This is a genomic window from Actinosynnema mirum DSM 43827 (assembly GCF_000023245.1).
Taxonomy (GTDB): Bacteria; Actinomycetota; Actinomycetes; order Mycobacteriales; family Pseudonocardiaceae; genus Actinosynnema; species Actinosynnema mirum.
In genome coordinates this window covers 4,789,495-4,814,785 of sequence record NC_013093.1, presented here as the reverse complement: position 1 = coordinate 4,814,785, position 25,291 = coordinate 4,789,495, and the positions used below count along the sequence as shown (strand labels likewise).

The 25,291-nt window shown below is 75.3% G+C and carries 19 protein-coding genes; 17 read left to right on the top strand and 2 right to left on the bottom strand.

Annotated elements, in window-relative coordinates; genetic code table 11:
* The first annotated feature begins 263 nt into the window (after positions 1-263).
* Positions 264-1,142, top strand: coding sequence for a maleylpyruvate isomerase family mycothiol-dependent enzyme (locus AMIR_RS20410; RefSeq protein ID WP_015802839.1), 879 nt, complete (start codon positions 264-266; stop codon positions 1,140-1,142).
* On the opposite strand, the gene AMIR_RS20405 is transcribed toward AMIR_RS20410, so the two are convergent.
* Complete coding sequence (locus AMIR_RS20405; RefSeq protein WP_015802838.1) at positions 1,143-2,120, bottom strand: hypothetical protein; 978 nt, start codon at positions 2,118-2,120, stop codon at positions 1,143-1,145.
* A 466-nt stretch (positions 2,121-2,586) separates the two neighbouring features.
* Here AMIR_RS20405 and AMIR_RS20400 point away from each other — a divergent pair, with 466 nt between their 5' ends.
* The 7 genes from AMIR_RS20400 to AMIR_RS20370 all read left to right on the top strand — a co-directional run bounded on the left by AMIR_RS20400 (position 2,587) and on the right by AMIR_RS20370 (position 11,292).
* The gene (locus AMIR_RS20400) at positions 2,587-3,723 is read left to right on the top strand and encodes a Gfo/Idh/MocA family protein (protein WP_015802837.1); all 1,137 of its coding nucleotides are present in this window, start codon (positions 2,587-2,589) and stop codon (positions 3,721-3,723) included.
* 50 nt (positions 3,724-3,773) lie between these two features.
* A complete protein-coding gene (locus AMIR_RS20395) occupies positions 3,774-4,547 on the top strand; it encodes a DUF899 domain-containing protein (protein ID WP_015802836.1) in 774 nt (257 codons plus the stop codon).
* 158 nt (positions 4,548-4,705) lie between these two features.
* Positions 4,706-5,938 carry an epoxide hydrolase family protein gene (locus tag AMIR_RS20390; protein ID WP_015802835.1) on the top strand — a complete coding sequence of 411 codons (1,233 nt, stop codon included), beginning with the start codon at positions 4,706-4,708 and terminating at the stop codon, positions 5,936-5,938.
* 210 nt (positions 5,939-6,148) lie between these two features.
* On the top strand, positions 6,149-7,327 hold the full coding sequence (locus tag AMIR_RS20385) for an acyl-CoA dehydrogenase family protein (protein ID WP_015802834.1): 1,179 nt from the start codon (positions 6,149-6,151) through the stop codon (positions 7,325-7,327).
* 141 nt (positions 7,328-7,468) lie between these two features.
* Positions 7,469-8,794 carry a dolichyl-phosphate beta-glucosyltransferase gene (locus AMIR_RS43080; RefSeq protein WP_015802833.1) on the top strand — a complete coding sequence of 442 codons (1,326 nt, stop codon included), beginning with the start codon at positions 7,469-7,471 and terminating at the stop codon, positions 8,792-8,794.
* 91 nt (positions 8,795-8,885) lie between these two features.
* Entirely contained in the window at positions 8,886-10,184 is a 1,299-nt protein-coding gene (locus AMIR_RS20375; RefSeq protein ID WP_143760818.1) for a glycosyltransferase 87 family protein, read from the top strand.
* 178 nt (positions 10,185-10,362) lie between these two features.
* The gene (locus AMIR_RS20370) at positions 10,363-11,292 is read left to right on the top strand and encodes an alpha/beta fold hydrolase (RefSeq protein WP_015802831.1); all 930 of its coding nucleotides are present in this window, start codon (positions 10,363-10,365) and stop codon (positions 11,290-11,292) included.
* On the opposite strand, the gene AMIR_RS20365 is transcribed toward AMIR_RS20370, so the two are convergent.
* Positions 11,277-11,798, bottom strand: coding sequence for a winged helix-turn-helix transcriptional regulator (locus AMIR_RS20365; protein ID WP_015802830.1), 522 nt, complete (start codon positions 11,796-11,798; stop codon positions 11,277-11,279). The two genes, AMIR_RS20370 and AMIR_RS20365, sit on opposite strands and share 16 nt — an antisense overlap.
* Positions 11,799-11,993: 195 nt before the next feature.
* Between AMIR_RS20365 and AMIR_RS20360 the strand changes: the two genes are divergently transcribed.
* From AMIR_RS20360 to AMIR_RS20320, 9 genes are all read left to right on the top strand, one after another.
* Complete coding sequence (locus AMIR_RS20360; protein ID WP_015802829.1) at positions 11,994-13,247, top strand: MFS transporter; 1,254 nt, start codon at positions 11,994-11,996, stop codon at positions 13,245-13,247.
* Between the two features lie 270 nt (positions 13,248-13,517).
* Entirely contained in the window at positions 13,518-14,702 is a 1,185-nt protein-coding gene (locus AMIR_RS20355; protein WP_015802828.1) for an acyl-CoA dehydrogenase family protein, read from the top strand.
* A 54-nt stretch (positions 14,703-14,756) separates the two neighbouring features.
* Positions 14,757-15,941 (top strand): acyl-CoA dehydrogenase family protein, encoded by a 1,185-nt coding sequence (locus AMIR_RS20350; protein WP_015802827.1) that lies wholly within the window; start codon positions 14,757-14,759, stop codon positions 15,939-15,941.
* A 357-nt stretch (positions 15,942-16,298) separates the two neighbouring features.
* Positions 16,299-22,103: a type I polyketide synthase gene (locus AMIR_RS20345; protein WP_015802826.1), complete on the top strand. Its 5,805-nt coding sequence runs from the start codon at positions 16,299-16,301 to the stop codon at positions 22,101-22,103.
* A 1-nt stretch (position 22,104) separates the two neighbouring features.
* Entirely contained in the window at positions 22,105-22,563 is a 459-nt protein-coding gene (locus AMIR_RS20340; RefSeq protein WP_015802825.1) for an acyl-CoA thioesterase, read from the top strand.
* Positions 22,560-23,051, top strand: coding sequence for a flavin reductase family protein (locus tag AMIR_RS20335; protein ID WP_015802824.1), 492 nt, complete (start codon positions 22,560-22,562; stop codon positions 23,049-23,051). The genes AMIR_RS20340 and AMIR_RS20335 overlap by 4 nt, the downstream gene beginning before the upstream one ends.
* A 60-nt stretch (positions 23,052-23,111) precedes the next feature.
* The gene (locus AMIR_RS20330; RefSeq protein ID WP_015802823.1) at positions 23,112-24,122 is read left to right on the top strand and encodes an NAD-dependent epimerase/dehydratase family protein; all 1,011 of its coding nucleotides are present in this window, start codon (positions 23,112-23,114) and stop codon (positions 24,120-24,122) included.
* 10 nt (positions 24,123-24,132) lie between these two features.
* Entirely contained in the window at positions 24,133-24,582 is a 450-nt protein-coding gene (locus AMIR_RS20325; protein WP_015802822.1) for a hypothetical protein, read from the top strand.
* A 129-nt stretch (positions 24,583-24,711) separates the two neighbouring features.
* Positions 24,712-25,287 (top strand): carboxymuconolactone decarboxylase family protein, encoded by a 576-nt coding sequence (locus AMIR_RS20320; RefSeq protein ID WP_015802821.1) that lies wholly within the window; start codon positions 24,712-24,714, stop codon positions 25,285-25,287.
* Positions 25,288-25,291 lie beyond the last annotated feature (4 nt).

The following is a 25,291-nucleotide window of genomic DNA, read 5'->3' as shown; positions in this document are numbered from 1 at the left end:
CGGAGCAGCGGGTCGCGGTGGCCGGGCGGACCCGGCCGGGTGGACCGGTGCGCCACCTGGCCCGATCGTGCTGACCGGGGCGCGCGGACCACTACTCCCTGCGTGCCCCGAACACCGAAAACGGTGGGGCGACAGGGTTCTTGGACCCTGGACGGGCGCGCGGGACGTGGCGCGGGCGTGATCGGGCAACCTCGGAGAGCCGCCGACCGCCCGGCCGGGCCACCCTGGGACGCGGTCCGCAGCCGACGAGCGAGGGGTGAGCGATGGTCCGGGCACGTGCGCGCGGCGAGGCCGCCACCAGGATCACCCCGCAGCGCTGGCAGCAGGCCAGACGGGCCGTGCTCGACGCGGGGGAGCGGTTCGCCGCCCTCGTCGAGTCCGCGCCCGACCCGGCGGCGCGCGCGGTCGGCCGCTGGAGCGTCGCCGACACCGCCGCGCACGTCACCGCCATCGCGCTCAACAACACGGCGGTCGTCGCGGGCGGGACCAAGCCGTTCCCCATCCCGGAGGTGCGCCCCCACCTGCCCGCCACCACGCTCGCCACCCTCTCCGGCGGCATGAACGCGGTGCAGCTGGACGCGTTCGCCGAGCGCGACCCGACAAGGCTCGCCGCCCGGCTGCGCGAGGCGCTCGCCGAGGTGCTGGACACCACCGAGCACGCCGACCCCACCACCGCGCTGCCCTGGCTCGGCGGCTCCCGGCTGCCGCTCGCGGGCCTGCTCGCGCACCTGAGCAACGAGCTGCTGGTGCACGGCTGGGACATCGCCCGCGCGTCCGGCGTCCCGTGGGAGCTGCCGGAGGAGCAGGCCGCGCTGTTCCTCGACCTGTTCCTGGTCGAGCTGACCAGGCACGGCCACGGCCGCCTGCTCGACGACCACCCGGACCCGCCCCGCCCGATCGCGGTCGGCTTCCACTCCACCCGCACCGAACCCGTGACCATGGTGCTCGGCGCGGGCGTGGCGCGGGTGGAGGAGGGCGGCGGGCCGTGTGACGTGCACCTGCGGTTCCGGCCGTCCGCGCTGAACCTGGTGGTGTTCCACCGGATCGGCCGGGCCCGCGCCGCCCTCACCGGCGGGCTGCTGGTGTGGGGCAGGCGCCCGTGGCTGCTGGAGCCGTTCCTGCGGAAGGTGCGGATGCCCTGATCACACCGCCCACGGCGCGACCGGGTACCAGGGGATGATCTCGCGGCGGGCCAGCAGCCGCACGTCCCAGTACAGGAACGTGAACACCCCGGCCGTGATCAGCGCGGCGGCCGTGATCGCCGCCGCCCGCGAGGGCCTCGCCGTCAACCAGCGGTGCAGCCGCCCGCCGGTCAGCGCCGCCAGCGCCACGAACAGCACCGCCATCACCAGCACGTTCCCCAGCGACTGCAGGGTGAACGCCGCCGCGCCGTAGAACGGGTCGTGCCGCTCGGCGGCGTCCCGGAACATCTGCCGGAACAGCGGGAACGGGCGGCCGATCAGGAACCCGCCCACCAGCACGCCCATGAGCACCAGCGGGGCCTGCGGGAAGCGCTGGGAGACGCGGCGGAACGGGTCGCGGACGTAGCCGAGCGCGGCCAGCCCCAGGTAGACCATCACCAGCCCGATCAGCCCGAACACCACCAGCGACTGCAGGGCGCGCCCGTTGAGCACGCCCGGCTCGGCAGCCGCCGTGGAGAACTGCGGCATCCGGGTGCCGACCAGCCCGACCACCACCCCGTACAGCGCCGACACCGGCAGCATCCCCACCGCCAGCCAGCCCAGCGGGGTGAGCGCGGCCCGCGCCCTGGCCCACCGCGACCCGTCCGCGCCGAGCATCGGGGCGACCGCGCTGAACGCGGCCACGTTGCACGCGGTGAACGTGCCCGCCAGGCCGCTGACGAACGCGAACAGCACCCCGGCGGCGATCCCGGCGATCGGGGTGGCCTTGGCGTCGTGGCCCAGCAGGGTGTTGGCCACGGTGTCGCCGATGGTGGAATCCACGAAGTGGGCCGACCAGACCACGGTCAGCAGGAAGCCGGCGACCGAGCTGAGCAGCAGCACCAGCCCGCGCCTGCGCGGGAAGTGCCCGTTGACGAACAGGGACGTCCCGGCGTCGGGAACGGGTGCGGGTGACCGGTCTGCGGTGGGGCGCGCCATCTCGTCTCCTCGGGGAGCGGCAGGGGAGCGGTGCGGGACCGAGCGCGCTACAGCATCCCGGCGCGGCCACCTCCGCGCTTCTCCCAGAGTGCGCACCGGGTCCGCGCGCCCGGACCTCCCCCCCCGGAGGGCCCAGCGCGGACGGAGGACCCGCGCGGTCCGGCTCGGGAAGTCCACCGCGCAGGGCAACCTCGGAGAAGCGCGACGGCCGAGGCCGGGTTCATGCTGGTGGTCGGCGCCCGAACGGCGCTGCCCCTCAAGACCACCCCCCGACGCGGCGCGCCGGGGACCGCCCGCGGCGTGGCACGGCGATCGAGTGGGCCCTCGCCGTCCGCGCGGGCGGCGCGCAGGCCGGGGACCGGCCGCCCGAACCCGCTCCCCGGCCCCGCGCCACCCGACCGCTCACCCCCGGACCTTTCGCCCACGCCGCCCCTCCCCGCGCACCACCCACCCCCGAAAGGCGACCATGGACAAGACGGAGCTCCGGGTGGGACTGGTCGGCCACGGCTTCATGGGCGTGGTCCACTCGCACGCCTGGCAGACGGTCGGCCGCGCCTTCGACCTGCCGGTCCGCGCCCGCACCGCCGTGCTCTGCGGTCGCGACCCGGCCCGCACCGCCGACGCGGCCCACCGCCTCGGCTGGGACGAGCACGTCACCGACTGGCGCGACCTGATCGCCCGCGACGACGTCGACGTGGTCGACGTGTGCACCCCCGGCGACAGCCACGCCGAGATCGTCACGGCCGCCCTCGCCGCCGGAAAGCACGTGCTGTGCGAGAAACCCCTGTCCAACACCCTCGCCGAGGCCGACGCCATGGTCGACGCCGCCCAGGAGGCCCGCGCGCGGGGCGTCCGGTCCGCGTGCGCCTACAACTACCGCAGGCTCCCCGCCGTCGGCCTGCTGCGCGAGCTGGTGCGCGCGGGCCGCCTCGGCGAGGTCCGGCACGTGCGCGCCTCCTACCTCCAGGACTTCTTCGCCGACCCCGACGTCCCCCTGGTGTGGCGGATGGAGCGCCACCGGGCCGGATCGGGGGCGCTCGGCAACCTCGGCTCGCACGTGGTCGACCTGGTCCAGCACGTCACCGGCCTGCGCTTCACCGGCGTGAGCGCGCTGACCGAGACGTTCACCCGACGACGCCCGCTGCCCGGCGGCGGGACCGGCGAGGTCACCGTGGACGACGCCGCGCTGCTCACCGCCCGCCTGGACGGCGGCGCGCTCGCCACCTGCGAGACCAGCTGGGCCGCCACCGGGCACCGCAACACCCTGCGCCTGGAGGTGGGCGGCACGCTCGGCGCCGCCGCCTTCGACCTGGACCGCCTCAACGAGCTGCGCTTCCACGACGACGCCGAACCGCGCGCCGAGCGCGGCTTCCGCCGGATCATGGTCACCGAGCCCGAGCACCCGCACGTCACCGGCTGGTGGCCGCCGGGCTGCGCGGTCGGCTTCGACCACCCGTTCACCCACGAGGTCCGCGACTTCCTCGCCGCGATCGCCGACGACCGCGACCCCACCCCGTCGTTCGCCGACGCCCGGCAGGTGCAGGAAGTGCTCGACGCGGCCGCGAGATCCGCCCGTTCCGACTCCGCTTGGGCCAAGGTGTGACCCGGACCACGAGGGGCCGCCGCGAGGGCGGTCCCGGAGGAGGACGGACGATGACCGACCCGGAGATCGTGACCCGCGAGCAGTGGCGGGCGGCCCGCCTCGAACTGCTCGCCGAGGAGAAGGAGCTGACCAAGCACCGCGACCGGGTCAACGAGGCCCGGCGCAGGCTGCCCATGGTCGAGGTGACCGAGGACTACCGCTTCCAGGGCCCGGAGGGCGAGCTGACCCTGCTCGACCTGTTCGACGGCCGCCGCCAGCTGCTCGTGCACCACGTGATGTTCGGGCCCGAGGCCGACGCCGCCTGCCCGTCCTGCTCGTTCTGGCAGGACTGCGTCGGCGACCTGACCCACCTGCACGCGCGCAGCACCACGCTCGTCGCGGTCTCGCGCGCGCCGCTGCCCAAGCTCCAGGCGTACCGGGAGCGGATGGGCTGGCACGTGCCCTGGTACTCCTCGCACGGCAGCATGTTCAACTACGACTACCACGCCAGCTTCGACGCCTCGATCGCCCCGGTGGAGTGGAACTACCGGAGCTACGAGGAGCTGGTGCGGATGAACCCCGGCTGGGAGAACTGGTCGGGGGAGGAGCAGGGCGTCAGCGCGTTCCTGCGGCAGGGGGACCGGGTGTTCCACACCTACTCCTGCTACGGCCGGGGCGACGACCTGCTCAACACCACCTACAACTGGCTCGACCTGACCGCCCTCGGCCGCCAGGAGGGCTGGGAGAAGCCCGAGGGGCGCGGCTCCGGCCCGTTCATGGGCTGGTTGCGCAGGCACGACGAGTACGACCCCGAGGTGATCGCGGGCGCGCGCGACCGCGCCTAGCGGTTCCCCCGTGGTGGTCCTGCAGCGGACCACCACGGGGACCCCACCCGATCCCGCGCCACCGGACCCCGCCGCCCGACCCCGCCGGTCGCACCGCCGCGCCCGGCGCACACGCGCGCCCCCGACACCGCGGGGGCGCCAGGACGAGAGGCGACACCGTGGAGACCCGCAGCCCGACCGCCCGCCGCACCACCCACGCCGGACCGCTCGACGTCGAGACCTTCCGCGCCACCCCGTTCCGCGCGGCGATCCCGCAGGCCGACCTGGACGACCTGCGCGACCGCCTGGCCCGCACCCGCTGGCCCGCCACGCCCGCCGCCGCCGACTGGTCGCGGGGCGTCCCGCCGGACTACCTCGCGGAGCTGGCCGAGCACTGGCGCACCCGGTTCGACTGGCGGGCCGTCGAGGCCAGGCTCAACGAGCTGCCGCAGTTCACCACCACCCTGGACAGCGCGAACGTGCACTACGCGCACGTCCGCTCGCCCGAGCCCACCGCCACCCCGCTGCTGCTCGTGCACGGCTGGCCCGGCTCCTACGTGGAGTTCCTGGACGTCGTCGGCCCGCTCACCGACCCCGCCGCGCACGGCGGCGACCCGGCCGACGCCTTCCACCTGGTCATCCCCACACTGCCCGGCTTCGGCTTCTCCGGCCCCACCCCCGAACCGGGCTGGGACCACCGCCGCGTCGCGCGGGCGTTCGCCGCCCTGATGGCCGGGCTCGGCTACCGCGACTACGTGGTGCAGGGCGGCGACTGGGGCATGGTGATCGCGGCCGAGCTGGCCGTGCACGACCCGGAGAACGTGGCGGGCGTGCACGTGAACACCCTCCTCACCCTGCCGCCCCAGCGGCCCGGCGCGCTCGACGACCTGACCGAGGACGAGGCGGCCAGGCTGGAGCTGCTGGGCCACTACGGCGAGGACGGCTCCTGCCACTTCCGGCTGCTGGTCACCAAACCGCACACCGTCGCCTACGCCCTGAGCGACTCCCCGGTGGGGCAGCTGGCGTGGATCGTGGAGAAGTACCGAGACTGGAGCGGCGCGCGGTCCACCCCCGAGGAGGTGATCGACCGGGACCTGATGCTGGCCAACGCCTCCCTGTACTGGTTCACCGCCACTGCGGCCTCCTCCGGCGCCCTCTACTACGAGGCGCTCGGCGGCAGCAACCGCAACTCGCACCTGCTGGGCGGCCCGTGGGAGCTGTCCTGCCCGGCCGGGGTCGCGGTGTTCGCGCACGACGTGAACCTGCCGCTGCGCCGCTTCGCCGACGCGGTCCTGCCGACCATCTCGCACTGGTCGGAGTTCGACCGCGGCGGCCACTTCCCGGCGCTGGAGGTGCCCGAGCTGTACGTCGGCGACGTCCGCGCGTTCACCAGGTCCCTGCGCCGGGGCTGACCCGGAAAACCCTGCCGCGCAACGGGAACCCGCGTCGAGCAGGGCAACCAGGAAGACGCCCCCGGCCGCCGCGCCGTGCCACGATCGGCTTGTCCCACCGCCCCCGGCCGCAGCACGCGCGGGGCGGCCCCGGCCGTCGCCGGGCACCCCCTTCCGGCAAGCGCCCGGTCCCGCGCGAGCGGCGGACCGGCGGACCACACGGAGCCACTGATGAACAACACCGCTGCACCCTCGCGGGACGAGCTGGTCGGCCGGGCCGCCGAACTGGCCCCCGCGCTGGCCAAGCACGCGATCTGGCAGGAGGAGAACCGCGTCCTGCACCCCGACGCGATCGACGCGCTCGCCGACGCCGGGCTGCTCAAGCTCACCCTGCCCGCCCGCTACGGCGGCCACGAGTGCGACACCACCACCCTGGTCGACGTGCTGGCCGAGATCGCGCTCGGCGACGGCGCGGCCAGCTGGGTCGCCACCGTCTGGAACATCAGCACCTGGCTCGCGGGCCTGTTCCCGGACGAGGTGCAGGACGAGGTCATCGCCTCCGGCGACACCCGGATCTGCGGCACGTTCGCCCCGCACGGCGTCGGCGTGCCCACCTCCGGCGGGATCGTGCTCAACGGCAGCTGGAGCTTCAACACCGGGGCGAGGCAGAGCGGCTGGAACGCGCACGCCGCCGTGCGGGTCGCCGAGGGCGGGGAGCCCGAGCCGGTGCTGGTGCTGGTGCCGATGTCCGAGCTGGAGGTGGTCGACGACTGGCACTCGTCCGGACTGCGCGGCACCGGCAGCGTCACCACCACCGCGAAGGACGTGTTCGTCCCGGACGCCCGCGTGCTGCCCATGATGCCGGTGATGCGGGAGGGCGCGCACCGCTCCGAGACCAACGCGGCGTCGCGGCTGTGGAACGTGCCGTTCCTGCCGTGGGCGTGCGCGGTGACCAGCGCGACCGCGCACGGCCTCTCCCGCGCGGCGTGGGCGGCGTTCCTGGAGCGGCTGCCCACCCGCTCGATCACCTACACCGACTACGAGCGCCAGTCGCACGCCCCGCTCACCCACGTGCAGCTCGCCGACGCGCGGGCCCGCATCGACGAGTCCGCCTTCCACGTGCACCGGGTCGCCGCGCGGGTCGACGCCAAGACCGGCGCGCCCTGGTCGGTGCGCGAGCGCGTGGAGGCCCGGCTGGACCTGGGCGTGGGGGTGCAGCGGGCCAAGGAGGCGGTCGACATCCTGGCCAACGCCAGCGGCGCCTCGTCCACGCTGACCACCGTGCCGATCCAGCGGATCGCGCGCGACAGCCAGACCTCCAGCCTGCACGCCTTCGCCCACCCGGACACCAACCTGGAGCTGTACGGCCGAGTCGTGTGCGGCCTGGAGCCCAACACCCAGTTCCTCTGACCGCCCGCCCCGCCCCCGCCACCCGCGGGGGCGGGGGTGGGGCTCCCGCCGCGCCACGTGAAAAACCGAGCAATCCGGAAGAAGCCCGCTCCCCGCGCGCGGTCGTACGGTCGTGCACGGGGGCCACGCGAGGAGTTGACGATGGATGGCCACGTGCCCGCGCAGCGGTCCCCCCAGGACGAGCCGCCCGAACCACCCCCCGACGGCCCGTCCCGCCCGATCCCGGTCGGCGCCCTGCCCGGTGCGGCGCTGATCGGCGGCGCCGCGCTCGCGGACCCGGTGCTGCTCGGCGCCGCGCCCGCGGACCCGGTGCTGCTCGGCGCCGCGCCCGCGATCCCGGCGCTGCTGGACGCGGTGCTGCCCGACGACCTGCTGCCCGACGACCTGCTGCCGGACGACCTGCTGCCCGCGCCCCTCCCACTGGACGTGGTGCTGACCGACGTGGTGCTCTCGGAGGACCTGCTGCCCGACGACCCCCTGCCCGACACCCTCCTGCCCGACACCCTCCTGCTGCCCGCCGAACCGCTCGCCGCCACGCCCCACCCCGGCCGCCCGAGACCCGCCCCGCACCCGCTGTCGACGGTCACCGTCGACCTGGTCATCCCGGTCTTCAACGAGGAGCGCGCCCTCCCCGGCTGCGTCGCCACCCTGCACGACTACTGCACCCGGCGGCTGCCGTTCGACTGGACCATCACCATCGTCGACAACGCCAGCACCGACACCACCCGCCACGTCGCCCAGGACCTGGCCGGGCACTGGCCGAGGGTGCGCGTCGTGTCGCTCGACCGGCGCGGCAAGGGCAACGCCGTGCGCACCGCGTGGACCGGCAGCAGCGCGGGCGTGGTCGTCTACATGGACGTCGACCTGTCCACCGGGCTGGACGCGCTGGTCCCGCTCGTGGCCCCGCTCGCCGTCGGCCACTGCGACCTCGCCATCGGCTCGCGGCTCGCGCCGGGCGCCCGCACCGTGCGCGGCGCCCGGCGCGAACTGCTGTCCAGGGGCTACAACGCCCTCATCAGGCTCACCCACGGCACCCGCTTCCGGGACACCCAGTGCGGCTTCAAGGCCGCGCGGGCCGAGGTCGTCGGACCGCTGCTGCGCCGGGTCAGGGACGACTCCTGGTTCTTCGACACCGAGCTGCTGCTGCTCGCCGAGCACAACGGGCTGCGCGTGCTGGAGGTCCCGGTCGACTGGGTGGAGGACGTCGACAGCCGGGTCGACGTCACCGGCACCATCGCGGGCAACGTGCGCGGCCTGGCCAGGGTCGCCCTGGCCAAGCTCTCCGGCGCCGCCGCCGTGACCGACCTGCCGACCCGACCGGCCCCCGGACCGACCCACCCCGACGCCGTGCTGCGCGACCGGCCCCGGTCCCGCCGCCCGTGGCTGCGCTGCCCACGACCGGGCGCCCGGCGGCGGCGCGCGCTGCCCCCGCCCGGCCACCACCCCGCCACCCCCGCCTCCGGCTGAGCACCCGCCTCCTCGGCCCACCCCCCGAACCCCGCCGGAGCCCCGGGCCCCGGCGAGATCCCCCGCGACCCGGCAACCCGAGGAGCCCCCCGTGACCAGGACAGCAGAACCCGCACCGCCTGCCGCGCCAGGCGGCCCCCTCCTCACCCGCGAGGCCACCCTCGTGTCGGCGGCGTTCGCCGCCGTCGTGACCGCGCTCGTGCTGTCCACCCTGGCGCTCGGCGACGCGATGCCGATGCTGGAGCGCGACTTCAAGGTGTACGTCATCAGCGGTCAGGCGGTGCTCGACGGCGTCTCCCCGTTCGACGTCTCCACCGACGCGGGCCTGCTGTTCATCTACTCGCCGTTCGCCGCCCTGCTGTTCGTCCCGATCGCCCTGCTCGACATGCACCTGGCGTTCGCGCTGTGGACGTTCGCCTCCACGTTCGCCCTCACCGCCTGCACCTGGCTCCTGCTCGGCCTGGCCACCCCGCTCGCGCCCCGCAAGCGCACCGGGTTCGCGCTGCTCGCCTCGGTCGCCGCGCTCGGCACCGCCCCGGTGTGGCCGATGGTGTTCAACGGCCAGATCAACCTGCTGCTGATGCTGGTGATCCTGGTCGACCTGCTGCGCGGCCCGTCCCGCTACCGGGGCGTGGCGATCGGCCTGGTGGCCGGGATCAAGCTGACCCCGCTCATCTTCGTCCCGTACCTGCTGCTCACCGGCCGGGCCCGCGCGGCGGCCGTGGCGACGGGGACGTTCCTGACCACCGTGCTCGTCGGCTACCTGGCGCTGCCCGGCCCGTCCGGCCAGTGGCTCAGCGGCCTGATGCTGGACACCACGCGGATGATGCCCCCGGACCACGGCCCGTGGAACGAGTCGCTGCGCGGGGTCCTCGGCCAGCTGCCGGGGGTGCTGCACGCGCCGTGGTTCGGCGTCGCGATGACCGTCCTGGTCGGCCTGGCCGGGCTCGTGGTCGCGGTGCGGGCGACCCGGCGCGGGCAGGTGGCCGGGGGAGTGCTGGCCTGCGCGGTGACCGGCACCCTGGTGTCCCCGGTGTCCTGGCCGCACCACTGGGTGTGGGTGGTGCCCGGCGCCGCGGCCTGGCTGTGGTGGGCGCTGCGCACCGGCCGGGCCGGGCACGCGCGCGCCGCGCTCGCCACCTGGGTGGTGATGATCGTCTCCGGCGTGGTGATGCTGCTGGACGACTCGCCGGTGGCGGACCTGGTGGTCAACGTGATCAGCCTGTCCGAGGCGGGCCTGTTCGCGCTGAACGTGCTGCCGGTGCTCGGCGGCCTCGCCCTCCTGGTCGCGCTCGCGCTCCCCGCGCGCCACCGGGTCGACCCCGCGGCGGAACCCGCGCCCGGCACCACTCCCGACACCCCGGCGCAGCGCCCGCTCCTGGAGCGCTGACCCGCCACCCGAACCGCCGCACCACCACCCGGACGCGCCGTCCCGGTGGCGCACCCCGGCGCGATCCGCCACCGTGCCGCCCCAGAACACCGCCGCCCCGCACCGCCCCCGCCCCACCGGCGGCGCGGTGCGGGGCGGCGCGGAGCCGGACAGCCGGTGAGCGGAGGCACGTCGTCCCATGCACAAGCACAAGGTGCTGCTCGCGGTCGTCGCACTGGTCCTGACCCTGACCGGCGGCGCGACCGCGAGAGCGCGCGACCCGCTCGTCACCGGCCTCGGCGCCGGCTTCACCTCCGGCGTCGCCAGGGTCAACGGCACGTCCCTGCACTACGTCCGGGGTGGTCGCGGCCCGGCGCTCCTGCTGGTCCACGGCCACCCCCAGGACTGGTCCGAGTACCGGGCCGTCATGCCGACCCTCGCCAGGGACTTCACCGTCGTCGCCGTGGACCTGCGCGGCATCGGCGGCTCCGAGCCGACCGAGGGCGGCTACGAGGCCGCGAACCTGGCCGAGGACCTGCGCGCGCTGGCCGCCAGGCTCGCGCTGGGCCCGGTGTACGTGGTCGGCCACGACATCGGCGGCATGGTCGCCTACGCCTACGCGCGCCTCAACCCGACCACCACGCGCGGCGCGATGGTGCTCGACGTCCCGCTGCCGGGCCTGTCCCCGTGGGACGAGAGCACCGCGCGGCTGTGGCACCTGGGCTTCCACCAGGCGCCGGGCCTGGCCGAGGACCTCGTCGACGGCAGGCAGGAGGTCTACCTCAGGTTCGTGCTCGACCGGGAGACCTTCAGCGACGCCGAGGTCGCCCGCTACGCCCAGGCGTACCGGCCGAAGGCGCGGCTGCGCGCCGGGTTCGAGCTGTACCGGGCGTTCCCGGCGAACGCGGCGTTCAACAGCTCCCGGACCGGGCGCCTGGACGTGCCGCTGGTGTGGGTGTCGGGGGACCGGTCGATCTTCGCGGACATCGGCCCGCGCGTCGCCGAGGGCCTGCGCGCGGCGGGCTGCGCGAACGTGCGCACCGAGGTGGTGGCGGGCAGCGACCACTACCTGCTCGACCACCGGCCCGACGCGGTGACCGCCCTGATCCGGCGCTACGCCTCGCGGTGAACCCCGGCGGCCACCAGCGCCGCCAGGCTCGCCGGGGCCAGCCGCTCGGTCACCGAGGGGCCGGGCCCCGGCGGGGCCAGCCGCGCGTGCGGCCCCAGGTGGGCCTCGCGCAGCTCGTCCATGAACTCGGCCCACAGCGCGGGCCCGCCCGCGGCGAGCACCGCCGTGCGCGCGGCGTGCTCGTCGCCGGCGGGCAGGTGCCGCACGCCCCAGATGCCCAGCTGCGCGAACACCGGCACCAGGGCGATCGAGCGCTCGGTGAGGCTGTAGACGACCTTCTGCTTGTGCGTGGGGTCGTCGGTCTTGGTGAGCATCCCGTGCTCGACCAGCACGGCGAGCCGGTCGGCGAGGATGTTCGAGGAGATCCGCTCGGGTCCGGCGAGCAGCTCGCGGAAGTGCCGCGCCCCCAGGAAGATCACGTCGCGCAGCACCAGCAGGGTCCACCGGTCGCCGAAGATCTCCAGCGCCAGGTTCACCGGGCAGTCCGACCTCGTGTCCTTGCGCACCGCGCCCTCCCCGCACCACCGCGACCCCGCCGGGCCTCACCGGGAACCTACTGGAACTCCCCGGGCTGTGATCCACGCCACCGCCTGCTACGGTACCTCTGGTTGTGAAATGCAACCAGTCTGTCCGTGATCACCGCCCACCGTCACCACCCACTGCCACCACCCACCGCCACCACACCGACGAGGAAGGCCCGGATGAGCGCACAGGACACCAGCGCGGGCGCGCGCGACCAGGTCGTGGACGGCAGGTCCAAGCTGCTGTTATCGGCCCTGTTCGTCGCCGCCTTCGTGCTCGGCACGGCCGAGCTGCTCATGGTCGGCGTCATCGGCCTGATCGCCGACGACCTGGACGTCTCCATCCCCGCCGCAGGCGGCCTGGTCACCGCCTACGCGCTGGGGCTGGCCATCGGCGGCCCGCTGCTGACCGCCCTCACCATCCGGTTCGACAAGCGGGTGACGCTGATCGGCGCGCTCGCCGCGTTCGCCGTCGTCAACACCACCCCGGTGCTGCTGGGCCAGTTCGCCCCGTTCCTGGCCGCGCGCGTGGTCACCGGCTCGCTGCACGGCCTGTTCGTCGCGGTCTCCTTCGTCGCCGCCGTCGCGGTCGTGCCGCCCGAGCGCGCCGGGCGGGCCATCGCGACCGTGTTCTCCGGGTTCGCCGTCTCCGCCGCGCTGGGCGCGCCGCTGGGCACGCTCGTCGGCCAGTGGCTCGGCTGGCGCGACTCGTTCCTGGCCATCAGCCTGCTCAGCCTCGTCGCGTGCGCGGCGCTGGTCGCGCTCGTCCCGCCGCTGCCCGCCGAGCGCGGTGGCGGCGGCGCGGGCGACCAGGCGCGGTACGCGTTCGCGCCCAGGGTGCTCGTCGTGCTCTTCCTCGGCTTCCTGCTGTTCGCCTCCTCCTACGGGGCGCTGACCTACCTGACGCCGTTCCTGGAGCGCGTCACCGGCGTCTCCGGAGCGCTGCTGAGCGTCTTCCTGCTCTGCTACGGCGCGGCTGCGGCGGTCGGCTCGGTCGCGGGCGGCCGGTTCGCGGACAGCGGGGCCGCGCGCGCCATGCTCCTCGGCGGCGTCGGCACCGCGCTCGCCCTGCTCGTGCTCTACCTCGGCGGCGCCTCGCCGGTCCTGGTCGCGCTGGGGCTGGTGGCGTGGGGGCTGTTCGCGCAGGGCGCGGTGCCCGCCTACCAGTACCGGGTGCTGGAGCTGGCCGGTCCCGGCAGCCAGCTGGCGTCGGCGCTGCCCGCTTCGGCGGCCAACGTGGGCATCGCGGTCGGCTCGGCGGTGTGCGGGCTGGCGATCGCGGGCGACCCGTCCGGCGCGCTGCTCACCGGCCTGGCGATCGGCGTCGTGGCCCTCCCGGTGGCCTGGTTCGCGCTGCGGCTGCGCCCGCCGGTCGTGGCAGGCCCTGGGGAGGGCGCCGGGGAGAGCGCCGGGAAGGGCGTCCCGGCCGAGTAGCCGGGTGCGCACTCCAGGACAAGCGCCGGGGGCGGACCGGTGCCACCATCGGTGGTGCGGGTCCGCCCCCGTCCCGCTCCCGCGCGCCCACGGCGGGGCAGGGCTCCACTGTGGACTTTTCCGCGCGCGCGAACCGTTGCGCCCCAAGCGCTCCCGGGTCGACAGGTCGGCAACATCGGAGAACCGGACCGGGCCGCCCCCGTGCCACAGTTCCCAGCGGGGCGGGAACCCGCCGCCCACAAGCCACCGTCACCGTACCGAGGAGCGCAGATGACGACCATCGACGCGCCGCCGAGGGCCGAGCTCGTCGGCCGCGCGGCGGAACTGGTTCCGCTGATCCGGGAGCACGCCGCCTGGCAGGAGCAGAACCGGGTGCTGCACGAGGAGGTGGTGCGGGCGCTGGTCGACGCCGGCCTGTTCCGGATGCGCGTCCCCACCCGCCACGGCGGCCACGAGGCCGACGTGCGCACCACCTGCGAGGTGCTCGCCGAGCTGGGCAGGGGCGACGGGTCGGTGGGCTGGACGGTCGCCACCCTGACCATCGGCTCCTGGCTCGTCGGCCTGTTCCCCGACGAGGTCCAGGAGGAGGTGTTCGCCGACCCGGCCGTCCGCGTCTGCGGCTCGGTCAGCCCCGGCGGCGTGCTCGTGCCCACCGAGGGCGGCGCCGTCCTCAACGGCGAGTGGCACTTCAACACCGGCGCCCCGCACAGCCAGTGGGACGTGCACTCGGTGCTGCTGGCCACCGAGGACGGCGGCTACGTGCCCGCCACCGCCGTCGTGCCCATGTCCGACCTGACCGTGGGCGACGACTGGCACACCTCCGGCCTGCGCGCCACCGGCAGCGTCACCACCGCCGCGAAGGACGTGTTCGTCCCGCGGGCCCGCATCCTGCCGATGCTGCCGGTCCTGATGGAGGGCAAACACCTGTCGACGCTGAACGCGGACGCCCCCACGTGGAAGGTCCCGTTCATGCCCTTCGCCGCCGCCGTCGCCAGCGCCCCCGCGCTCGGCATGGCCCGCGCCGCCTGGGAGGCGTTCTTCGAGCGGCTGCCCGGCCGCAAGATCACCTACACCGACTACGACGAGCAGGCCAAGGCCCCGCTCACCCACCTCCAGGTCGCCGAGGCCGCCGTCAAGACCGACGAGGCCGAGTTCCACCTGCGCCGGGGGGCCGACCGGCTCGACGCCGCCGTCGCCGCCGGGCAGCCGCTCGACGTGCTCGGCCGGGTCGCCGCGCGCATGGACGCGGGCGCGCTCTGCCAGCGCGCCAAGGAGGCCGTGGAGGTGCTGGCCACCGCGGGCGGCGGCTCGTCCATCTACACCGACCGGCCGATCCAGCGCATCGAGCGCGACGTCCAGGCCATCACCCTCAACGGGATCATGCAGCCCACCACGAACGCGGAGACCTACGGCCGCGTGCTGTGCGGGCTGGAGCCCAACACCCAGTTCATCTAGGCCGCGCCCCCGCGCGCCACTTCCCAGTCACAGCAACAGCACCGAGGAGCGCAGATGACGACGACCGAGGCGCCGGGGCGGACCGAGCTGGCGGGCCGCGCCGCCGAGCTGGTCCCCCTGATCCGCGAGCACGCCGCCTGGCAGGAGGAGCACCGGGCGCTGCACCCGGACGTGCTCGCCGCGGTCCGCGACGCGGGCCTGCTGAAGATGCGCGTCCCCCTGCGCTACGGGGGGTTCGAGTCCGACGTGCGCACCGTGTGCGACGTCGTCGCCGAGCTGGCGCGCGGCGACGGGTCGGTGGGCTGGACGGCCAACACCCAGATGCTCAGCTCGTGGCTGATCGGCCTGTTCCCCGACGAGGTCCAGGACGAGGTGTTCGCCGACCCGGACGTGTTCGTCGGCAGCAGCGTCAGCCCCAACGGCGTCGCCACGCCCGCGCCCGGCGGCGTCGTCGTGAACGGCGAGTGGGCCTTCAGCACCGGGGTGCTGCACAGCGGCTGGTTCGCGCACTCCGCGCTGCTCGCCGAGCCCGACGGCGGCTACGCGCCGATCGTGCTGGCCATCCCGGTGGCCGACCTCGGGGTCGTGGACGACTGGCACACGGTCGGGATGCGCGGCACCGGCAGCGTCAAGACCGTCGCCAAGGACCTGTTCGTGCCGCAGGCGCGGGTGCTGCCGCTGATGCCGGTGGTGCTGCACGGCGCGCACCTGTCCGAGCGCAACGCCGACTCCGCCACCTGGCGGGCCCCGTTCTCGCCGGTCAGCGCGGCGGTCGCGGGCGCGGTCCCGCTCGGCATGGCCCGCGCGGCGCGCGAGGTGTTCCTGGAGCGCCTGCCCGGACGCAAGATCACCTACACCGACTACGAGAGCCAGGCCGAGGCGCCGCTGACCCACCTGCAGGTGGCGCGGGCGACGCTGAAGGTCGACCAGGCCGCGTTCCACGTGCAGCGCGCCGCCGACCGCGTCGACGGCAAGGTGCGGGCGGGCGAGGCGTGGTCGGTGGAGGAGCGCGCGGTGGCCCGCATGGACATGGGGGCCGCGACCGCGTTGGCCAAGGAGGCGGTCGACCTGCTGTCCGAGGCCAGTGGCGGCTCGTCCATCTACACCGACCGGCCGATCCAGCGCATCGCGCGGGACGTGCGCACGATCAACCTGCACGGGGTGCTGCACCCGAACACGAACCTGGAGCTGTACGGGCGCGTGCTGTGCGGGCTGGAGCCCAACACCCACCTGTTCTAGCGCCTCCAGGGGCGTCCGCCCGACGACCGGAACCTCCCGCGCGGGGTTCCGGTCGTCGGGCTGCCCGCGTGTCCGGGGCCCGCCGCCCCCGAAATGCCCGGCAAAGCATCACACTGTTATTTCCAGCGTGCTGTTCCCGGTTCAACCGGGCCTTTCGAGTGAAACCCCGCGGAATCGCCCGCATCACGCTGTTATGCGAAAAGCCCAGGTCAGAAGGCACAATGGGAGAAGCTCAACCCCGTCCCGCTCCGGCAATCTCTCACCAGGCGCATTCCGCGCTATTCCGCGACCGGCAATTCCTTCCGGTCCGGTGGCAATTCCGGAAACAGTCCGGACGTTCCCGAAGACGGTGAGAGCATGAGCGACGAGCGGATCTCGGTCGTCGGCATCGGGCTGCGCTACCCCGACGCCGCGACGACCGCGGAGCTGTGGGAGAACGTGCTGGCGGGCAGGCGCGCGTTCCGCAGGCTCCCCGACGAGCGGATGAACCTGGCCGACTACCACTCCCCGGACCCGCAGGCCCCCGACCGGTTCTACGCCACCAAGGCGGCGGTGCTGCGCGACTTCGAGTTCGACCGGGTGCGCTACCGCGTCGCGGGCAGCACCTACCGCTCCACCGACCTCACCCACTGGCTCGCGCTGGACACCACCGCCCGCGCGCTGGCCGACGCGGGCTTCCCGGACGGCGAGGGCCTTCCCCGGCGCACCACCGGCGTGGTGCTGGGCAACAGCCTCACCGGCGAGTTCTCCCGCGCGAACGTGCTGCGGCTGCGCTGGCCGTACGTGCGCCGCACGGTCGCCGCCGCGCTCGCCGCCAAGGGCTGGCCCGACGACGAGACCGCCGACTTCCTGGACGGGCTCGAAGGCCGGTACAAGGCCCCGTTCCCGCCGATCGACGAGGACTCCCTCGCGGGCGGCCTGGCGAACACGATCGCGGGCCGCGTGTGCAACCACTTCGACCTGCGCGGCGGCGGGTACACCGTGGACGGCGCCTGCTCCTCGTCGCTGCTGTCGGTGACCACCGCCGCCAAGTCGCTCGTGGAGGGCGACCTTGACGTGGCGATCGCGGGCGGCGTCGACCTGTCCATCGACCCCTTCGAGGTCATCGGCTTCGCCAAGACCGGCGCGCTCGCCACCGGCGAGATGAAGGTCTACGACCGCGACTCCAACGGGTTCTGGCCCGGCGAGGGCTCGGGCGCGCTCGTGCTGCTGCGCGAGCGGGACGCCCTGGAGCGCGGGCTGCGCGTGTACGCCACGATCACCGGCTGGGGCGTGTCCTCGGACGGCAAGGGCGGCATCACCCGGCCCGAGGCGGACGGGCACCGGCTCGCGCTCGACCGCGCCTACAGCCGCGCCGGGTACAACCTGGGCACGGTCTCCTACTTCGAGGGCCACGGCACCGGCACCGCCCTCGGCGACGCCACCGAGATCGAGGCGCTGTCCTCGGCCCGCCGCGCCGCCGACCCGACCGCCCCGCCCGCCGCGCTCGGCACCGTCAAGGGCAACATCGGCCACACCAAGGCCGCCGCGGGCGTCGCCGGGCTGATCAAGGCCGTGCTCGCGCTGCACCACCAGGTCATCCCGCCCGCCACCGGCCACCACGACCCGCACCCCAAGCTCGACGGGGCCGCCGTGCGCGTGCCGCTGACCGCCGAGGCGTGGCCCGGGGACCGGCCGCTGCGCGCGGGCGTGTCCGCCATGGGGTTCGGCGGCATCAACACCCACATCGCCCTGGAGGCCGCCCCCGGCACGACCCGCCGCGCGGGCGTGGACGAGCGGGCCGCCGCGCTGGTCGCGTCCCGCCAGGACGCCGAGGTGCTGCTGCTCGACGCCGCCGACCGGGACGGGCTCGCCGAGCGGGTCGCCGAGGCCGCCGCGCTCGTGCCCAAGCTCGCGATGGCCGAGCTGGGCGACCTCGCCGCCGCCCTCGCCGCCCGCCTGACCGGCGGCCCGCACCGCGCGGCCCTGGTGATCACCCGCACCGAGGACGCCGCCCGCAAGCTCGACCGCGTCCGCGCCGCCCTCGCCGAGGGGACGCCGCTGTTCGACACCGCCGACGGCGTGTTCCTCGGCGAGGGGACCGCGGCGCCCGCCCTCGCGTTCCTGTTCCCCGGCCAGGGCTCCGGCAAGGGCGGCGACAGCGCCCTGCGCCGCCGCTTCGCCTCCGCCGAGGAGGTCTTCCGCTCCGCCGGGCTGCCCGAGGGCGGCGACCAGGTCGCCACCGAGGTCGCCCAACCGCGCATCGTCGCCGGTTCGCTCGCCGCGCTCGGCGTGCTGCGGGAGCTGGGCGTCGAGGCCGACCGGGCCGCCGGGCACAGCCTCGGCGAGCTGACCGCCGCGCACTGGGCGGGCGCGCTCGACGCGGGCCGCGTGCTGTCCCTGGCCACCGAGCGCGGCCGGGTCATGGCGCACGCCGGCCGGGGCGGTGGCGCGATGGCCAGCCTGGCCGCCGGTCCCGACCGGGCCGCCGGGCTGGCGGCGGGGGAGGACGTCGTGGTCGCCGGCTTCAACGGCCCCGACCAGACCGTGCTCTCCGGCCCCGCCGACGCCGTCGACCGGGTCTGCGCCGCCGCCAGGGCGCGCGGCGTGCACGCCACCCGCCTGCCGGTGTCCCACGCGTTCCACTCGCCCCTGGTCGCCCCGGCCGCCGACGCGATGGCCGAGCGCCTGGTCGACTACGACTTCGGCAGGCTCATCCGCCCCGTCCACTCCACCGTCACCGGGGCCCCGCTCGCCCCCGACGCCGACCTGAGGGCGCTGCTGCGCGAGCAGATCACCGGCCCGGTCCGCTTCCAGGAGGCCGCCACCGGGCTCGCCGAGCACGCCGACCTGGTCGTGGAGGTCGGCCCCGGCCGGGTGCTCACCGGCCTGCTCGCCGACATCGCCCCCGGAACGCCCGCGCTGTCCGTGGACGCCGACAGCGCCTCGCTGGCCCCGCTGCTCACCGTCGTCGCCGCCGCGCACGCCCTCGGCGCCCCGATCCGCACCGCCCCGCTGTTCGCCGACCGGGTGGCGCGCGAGCTGCCCCTGGACGGCGCGATGACGTTCCTGGCCAGCCCGTGCGAGACCGCCCCGCCGCTGGACCCCGCGCTGCGCACCACCACCAGCGCCGCTCAGGCCGCACCAGGGACGACAGCCCAGGCCGAGGGCGAGAGCACCCTGGACCTGCTGCGCAGGCTCGCCGCCCAGCGCGCCGAACTGCCCTTGGAGGCGCTCACCGAGCACACCCACCCGCTGGACGACCTGCACCTGAGCTCCATCACGGTCGGCCAGCTCGTCAACGAGGTCACCAGGGGCCTCGGCCGTCCCGCGCTGGAGACCAGCCCGAACTTCGCCACCGCGCGCCTCGGCGAGCTGGCCGACCTGATCGACGAGCTGGCCGCCACCGCCCACGACGGCGACCGGCAGGACGGCGAGGCCCCCGGCGTCGCGCCCTGGGTGCGCCCGTTCCGCGTCGTGCACGTCGAGCGCCCGCTGCGCCCCGTCCAGGTCGCCGAACCCGGCGACTGGACCGTGCACGCCCCCGACGGCCACCGCCTCACCACCCACCTCGAGGGCGCACTGCCCGGTGACGGCGTCCTGCTGCTCCTGCCCCCGGAAGGCGGCCCCGAGCACGTCGCCCTGGCCCTGACCGCCGCCCGCGACGCCCTGGCCACCGGAAGGCGGTTCGCGCTCGCCCAGGGCGCGCTCGGCATGTCCGGCCTGGCCCGCACCCTGCACCTGGAGGCCCCGCACCTGCCGGTCACCGTGGTCGACCTGGCCGCCGGTCTGCCCGACCACGCCGCCGCTGCCGCCGTCGTCGCCGAGATCGCCGCGGGCGAGGGCTTCACCCAGGCCCGCTACGCCGCGACCGGCGCCCGCACCGTCCCGGTCCTGCGCGTGGCCGAACCACCCGCTCCCGACGCCGCAGTCCCCGCCGCCTCCCCGCTGGGCCCCGACGACGTCCTGCTCGTCACCGGCGGCGGCAAGGGCATCACCGCCGAGTGCGCGCTCGCCGTCGCCACCGACACCGGGGCCGCCCTCGCCCTCCTCGGCCGCGCCGACCCCGCCGACGACGCCGAGCTGGCCGCCAACCTCGCCCGCATGACCGCCGCGGGCGTCCGCCACCGCTACGAGCGCGCCGACACCACCGACCCCGACCAGCTCGCCGCCGCCGTCACCCGCTTCCGCGCCGACCTCGGCGACGTCACCGCCGTCCTGCACGGCGCGGGCCGCAACGAGCCCACCGCCCTGCCCAACCTCACCGAGGACGCCTTCCGCGCCACCCTCGCCCCCAAGGTCGACGGCCTGCGCGCGGTCCTGGACGTGGTCGGCGAGCCCAACGTCCGCCTGCTGATCACCTTCGGCAGCATCATCGGCCGCGCCGGCCTGCGCGGCGAGGCCCACTACGCCACCGCCAACGACTGGCTCACCGAGCTGACCACCGACTTCGCCCGCCGCAACCCGGAGGCCAGGGCCCTCGCGCTGGAGTGGTCGGTCTGGGCGGGCGCGGGCATGGGGGAGCGGCTGGGCGTGGTCGAGGCGCTGATGCGCGACGGCATCACCCCGATCTCCACCGACGCGGGCGTCGCCGTGCTGCGCCGCGTCCTCGCCGACCCGACCGCCGGTCCCGCGCTCGTCGTGTCCGGCCGCGCCGCCGGGCTGCCCACGCTGGAGCTGGAGCGCGCCGAGCTGCCGCTGACCCGGTTCACCGACCGCGTCGTCGTGCACTACCCCGGCGTGGAGCTGGTCACCGAGGCCGACCTGTCCGGCGGCAGCGACCCTTACCTGGAGGACCACCAGCTCGACGGCGACCTGCTGTTCCCGGCCGTCGTCGGCATGGAGGCCATGACCCAGGTCGCCGCCGCCCTCACCGGCCGCGCCGGTCCGCCGCTGCTGGAGGACGTCCGGTTCCTGCGCCCCATCGCGATCCGCCCCGGCGGCGCGCTGACCGTGCGCCTTGCCGCGCTCGCCACCGGCCCCGACACCGTCGAGGTGGTCGTGCGCGCCGAGGACACCGGGTTCTCCGCCGACCACTTCCGCGCCACCGTCCGCCTGCCCCGCCCCGACCTGCCCGCCGAACCCGCTGCCACCGCCACCGCCACCGACCCCGCCGCCACCGCCACCACCGTGCCCACCGACCCCGCCCTGCCGCCGGTCCCGGTCGACCCGGTCACCGAGCTGTACGGCGGAATCCTGTTCCAGGGCAAGCGGTTCCAGCGCCTCCAGGCGTACCGCACCGCCTCCGCCCGCCGCGCCGTGGCCGAGGTCGCCACGACCTCCGCCGCGACCTGGTTCGCCCCGTTCCTGCCGCAGGAGCGGCTGCTGGCCGACCCCGGCGCCCGCGACGTGATGATGCACGCCATCCAGTGCTGCGTCCCCGACGCCGTCCTGCTGCCGCAGGGCGTCGAGCGCCTGCACCTGGCCGATCCCGCGGCCAGGACGGGGGAGTACGTGGTCCTGGACGCCCGCGAGCGCTCCCAGGACGGCGACAGCTACACCTACGACCTGGACGTGCGCGACCCGTCCGGCGTGCTCGTGGAGCGCTGGGAGGGCCTGGTGCTGCGCGCCGTGCGGCACCGCGACGGCAAGGGCCCGTGGACCCCGACCATGCTCGGCCCGCACCTGGAGCGCGCGCTCGAACGCGTCCTCGGCGGCTCCCGCGCCGTCGTCGTCGAGCCCGACCCGGCCGAGGGCGGCGAGCGCCGCGCCCAGACCGCGCTCGCCCTGTCCCGCGCGCTCGGCGCCCCGGTCGAGGTCCGCTACCGCCCCGACGGCAAGCCCGAGGTCGCCGGGCACGCGGTGTCCGCCTCGCACGGCGCGGGCCTGACCCTGGCCGCCACCGCGCCCGGCGGCAGGCTCGGCGTCGACGTCGAGACCGCCGCGCCCCGCACCGAGGACGACTGGGCCGCCCTGCTCGGCCGCGCCCCGCTGGCCGTGCGGGACCTGCTGGCCCGCGAGACCGGCGAGGACCCGTCCGTCGCGGGCACGCGGGTCTGGGGAGCCCTGGAGTGCCTGCGCAAGACCGGGTCCACCACGCAGGCCCTCGCCCTGGAACGGGTCCACCCGGACGGGTGGGTCGTGCTGTCCACCGGGGACGCCCGCGTCGCCACCTGGACCACCACCGTCGACGACCGCCCCGAGCCGGTCGTGTTCGCCGTGCTCGCCGGACAGGAGGACTGACGTGACCGACTACTACGAGATCCGCCACGTTGTGGGCTTCGAGGAGACCAACCTCGTGGGCAACGTCTACTACGTCAACTACCTGCGCTGGCAGGGCCGCTGCCGGGAGATGTTCCTGAAGGAGAAGGCGCCCGCCGTGCTCGCCGAGGTCCGGGACGACCTGAAGCTGTTCACGCTCAAGGTGGAGTGCGAGTTCTTCGCCGAGATCACCGCGTTCGACGAGCTGTCGGTGCGGATGCGCCTCGAGGAGCTGACCCGCACGCAGGTGCAGTTCAGCTTCGACTACGTCAAGGTCACCGACGGCGAGGAGTCGCTGGTGGCGCGCGGGAGGCAGCGGGTGGCCTGCATGAGGGGCCCGAACACGCACACCGCGCCCACGCCCGTCCCCGAGGAGCTGCGCCGCGCGCTGGAGCCGTACGCGCAGCCGTCCGCGCGGGCCGGGGCGGTGGTGGCGTCGTGACCGGGGCGGTGGTCGGCGCGACCGCGCTGCGCGAGGTGATGTCCCGATTCGCCACCGGCGTCACGGTCGTCACGGTCGGCGGCGAGCACCCGCACGGCATGACCGCGAACGCGTTCACCTCGGTCTCCCTCGACCCGCCGCTGGTGCTGTGCTGCGTGGCCCGCAGCGCCACCATGCACGAGGCGCTGCCGGAGGCGGGCCGGTTCGCCGTCTCGATCATGGACGCCGACCAGGGCGCCGTGGCCAGGCACTTCGCCGACAAGCGCAGGCCGACCGGGGAGCGCGAGTTCGCCGGGCTGGACTGGGCGCCCGGCCCGCTCAGCGGGGCCCCGCTGCTCACCGGCTCGCTGGCGTGGCTGGAGTGCGAGCTGGCGCACCGCCACGACGGCGGCGACCACACCATCTACATCGGACGCGTCCTGGACTGCGGCGTGGGCGAGGGCGAGCGCGCCCTGCTGTTCTACGGCAGCACCTTCCACCACCTGTGACCCCTCGGGCCGCGGCGGCCCACCGGCCGCCGCGGCCCGCCCACGTCCCCAGGAGCCCCCATGCTGGTCACGCTCACCGGCGGCACCGGTTTCGTCGGCGCCCACACCACCGCCGCGCTGGTGCGCGCGGGCCACCACGTCCGCCTGCTCGTCCGCGACCCCACCGCCGTCCCCACCGCCCTGGACCCGCTGGGCGTGGACCTGTCCGCCGTGGACGCCGAGGTCGGCGACGCCACCGACGAGGCAGCCGCGACCAGGGCCGTGCGCGGCGCGGACGCCGTCCTGCACGCCGCCGCGGTCTACTCCTTCGACCGCCGCAGGCGCGCCGAGATGCTCCGCGTCAACACCAGGGCCACCGAGGTCGTCCTGTCCGCCGCCCGCCGCTCCGGCGCGGCCCGGATCGTGCACGTCTCCAGCACCGCGGCCCTGTTCGGCCCCGGAGTGCGCGTGGTCGACGACCACACCCCGCCAGGAGCCAGCCGCGAGCCGTACGCGGCGACCAAGTCCGCCTCGGAGGCGATCGCCGGGGCGCACCAGCGCGCGGGCGCCCCCGTGGTGATCAGCAGACCACCCGCCCTGCTCGGCCCGCACGACCCGAAGACCGGCGACCAGACCCGCAGGCTGCGCGACACGGTGCGCGGCATCATGCCGGTGTGGCCGTCCGGCGCCCTCCAGATCGGCGACGTCCGCGACACCGCGCGGCTGCACACCACCCTGCTGGAAGGCCGGGCCGGGGGAGCCCACTTCGGCCCTGGGCGCCTGATCACCACCCCCGAGTACGTGGCCGAGGCCCGCAGGGCCAGTGGCCGCCCCCTCCCCACCGTCTTCCTGCCCGCTGCCCTGGTGACCCCCGTCGGCAGGCTGGTGGACCTCCTCCAACCGTTCTGGCCCTGGCACATCCCCGCCGCGCACGGCGCGATCACCACCGCCGCGGCGTCGGTGTCGGTGGCCCCCGCCGCCAGCACCCTGGGCCTGACCCCACGCCCGTTCGCGGACACCGTCGCCGACACCCTGGACTGGCTGGTCGCCACCGACCAGCTCCACCCCCGAACCCGCACACCCGTCACCTGAGGAGTCCCCCATGACCACCTCCACCACCGCCGCCCGCTCGACCCCGCGCGACGGCGTCCTGTCCGGACTGGCGGGCGGCCTGGTGTTCGGCCTGCTCATGGCAGGCATGGGCGCCCTGCCCATGGTCGGAATGCTGATCGCGGTCGACAACGCGCTCGTGGGCTTCGTCCTGCACATGGCCATCTCCGCCGTGGCGGGAGCCGGTTTCGGCGCGCTGGCACAACGCCTGCCGGACCAGGTGGTCCCGCTGTACGCGGCAGGCGTGCTCTACGGCGTCCTCTGGTGGGCGGCCGGAGCCCTGCTGATCATGCCCCTGTGGCTCTCCGCCACCGCCGACCCCGCCATGGCGGACCTGGTCCTGGTGGTGGGCGACGCCCAGTGGGTGAGCCTCTTCGGCCACGTCTTCTTCGGCCTGGCGACCGCCGCGACCCTCCTCGCCCTGCGCGGCCACGCCCGCTGACCCCGCCGCGCCCCCGCTCTCCGACACCGACCGGTTCTCCCTCCGCCGCAAGCGGAATCGACTGTCCGGACCGGAAGTTCCCGCCTTCGGCGGCAAGACCGGACCGCCCGCCCCGACTACCGTGGTGACATGGCGCACATCGATCTGGAAGATGTGGACGAGAGCCTGTTCCCCGGCATCACCGGGCTGATGCGGTACCGGCCCGAGACGGCCGGACCGCTCGGCGAGCTGGCCGAAGTCCTGCTCCGCGCACCGAACTCGCTCTCCCCGGGGGAGCGGGAGCTGATCGCGGCCTACGTGTCGGGCCGCAACCGCTGCACGTTCTGCTGCGACTCGCACGCCGCGTTCGCCGCCGCCCAGCTGGACGAGGGCACGGCGCTCGTGGACCGGGTCCTGGCCGACCTGGAGCTCGCGCCGGTCCCGGAGAAGCTGCGCGCGCTGCTGCGGATCGCGGGCGCGGTGCAGGAGTCCGGTCGCGCGGTCACCCCCGACCTGGTGCGGCGGGCGCGCGAGCTGGGCGCGACGGAGGTGGAGATCCACGACACCGTGCTGATCGCCGCCGCGTTCTGCATGTTCAACCGGTACGTCGACGGCCTGGGCACGCTCGTCGCCGACGACCCGGAGCACTACGAGGTGGCGGCGCGCCGCATCGTGGCCGAGGGCTACCTCGGCCTCGGCCGGGGAGCCAACGGCTCGCAGACCTGACGCC